We start from the raw sequence: 1,560 nt of genomic DNA, 5'->3' as shown, positions 1-1,560 counted from the left end.
CTGCGCACCGCCATGAAGATCCGGGGCATGACGGGGAAGTGGAACGCCATGTGGCACTCGTCGCCCCCCTTGTCGTAGTCGCCGAAGTAGTCGACGACGTCCTCGGGCCACTGGTTCGCCTCGGCCAGCAGCACGGTGTCCGGGAACATGGCGTCGATCTCGCGGCGGACCCGCCTCAGGAACTCATGGGTGGGCGGCAGGTTCTCGCAGTTGGTGCCCTCCTCGGCGTACAGGTACGGCACCGCGTCCAGCCGGAAGCCGTCGATGCCCAGGTCCAGCCAGAACCGCAGCGCCGCCAGCACCTCCTCCTGGACGGCCGGGTTCTCGTAGTTCAGGTCGGGCTGGTGCGAGAAGAAGCGGTGGAAGTAGTACTGCTTGCGCACCGGGTCGTAGGTCCAGTTGGAGACTTCGGTGTCGACGAAGATGATCCGCGCGTCCTGGTACTGCTTGTCGTCGTCGGCCCACATGTAGAAGTCGCCGTACGGCCCGTCCGGGTTCCTCCGGGACTCCTGGAACCACGGGTGCTGGTCGCTGGTGTGGTTGACGACGAAGTCGATGATGACGCGCATGCCGCGCTGGTGGGCGGCGTCGACGAACTCCACGAAGTCGGCGAGGTCACCGAACTCGGGGAGTACGGCCGTGTAGTCGGAGACGTCGTAACCGCCGTCCCGCAGCGGGGACTTGAAGAAGGGCGGCAGCCAGAGGCAGTCCACGCCGAGCCACTGCAGATAGTCGAGCCTGGAGGTGAGGCCTTTGAGGTCGCCGATGCCGTCGCCGTCGCTGTCCTGGAAGGAGCGGACCAGGACCTCGTAGAAGACGGCCCGTTTGAACCAGTCCGGGTCCCGGTCCTTGGCGGGGGTGTCCTCGAAGGTGTCCGGGACGGGTTCGTTGACAGTCATGACGCGCTGGGTCCTCCGTTCGCTGGTGTCGGCCGCTCCACCTGGAGTACGTGCGCCGGCGTCCGGCCGGGGGTGAGGCGCACGTAGCCGGTCCTGCCCCATGAGTAGGTCTCACCCGTCAGTTCGTCCCGCACGGACAGCACGGCGTTCCAGTCCAGGCCGAGTTGCGGCATGTCCAACGAGACCGTGGCCTCCTGGGTGTGGTGGGGGTCGAGGTTGACGACCACCAGGACCGTGTCCGCCCCGGTGCGCTTGCTGTACGCGATGACGGAGTCGTTGTCCGTGTGGTGGAAGGTCAGGTTCCGCAGTTGCCGGAGCGCGGGATGGCGGCGCCGGACGGTGTTGAGGCGGGTGATGAGGGGTGCGATGCCCTCGGTGTCGGCGAGGGTCCAGTCGCGTGGCCTGAGTTGGTACTTCTCGGAGTCGAGGTACTCCTCGCTGCCTTCGCGCAGGGGGGTGTTCTCGCAGAGTTCGTAGCCGCTGTAGATGCCCCAGGTGGGGGAGAGGGTGGCGGCGAGGACGGCGCGGGCCTCGAAGGCGGGGCGGTGGCCGTGCTGGAGGTAGGCGTGCAGGATGTCCGGGGTGTTGGCGAAGAGGTTGGGCCGCATCCAGGCGGCGGACTCGCCGGACAGCTCGGTGAGGTACTCGGTGAGTTCCTGTT

At 67.1% G+C, this 1,560-nt stretch carries 2 protein-coding genes; both read right to left on the bottom strand.

From position 1 onward, the window contains the following. On the bottom strand, positions 1–899 hold an 899-nt coding region (locus IEZ11_RS50340; protein WP_268239986.1), incomplete at its 3' end, for an alpha-amylase family glycosyl hydrolase. Further along, positions 896–1,560: alpha-glucosidase C-terminal domain-containing protein (locus IEZ11_RS50335; protein ID WP_189269845.1), on the bottom strand; the 665-nt coding region annotated here is incomplete at its 5' end. The genes IEZ11_RS50335 and IEZ11_RS50340, both read right to left, overlap by 4 nt.

The organism is Streptomyces fuscichromogenes (assembly GCF_014645815.1).
Taxonomy (GTDB): domain Bacteria; phylum Actinomycetota; class Actinomycetes; order Streptomycetales; family Streptomycetaceae; genus Streptomyces; species Streptomyces fuscichromogenes.
The sequence above is the reverse complement of the archived record's forward strand: the minus strand, read 5'-3'. Positions and strand labels throughout refer to the sequence as shown.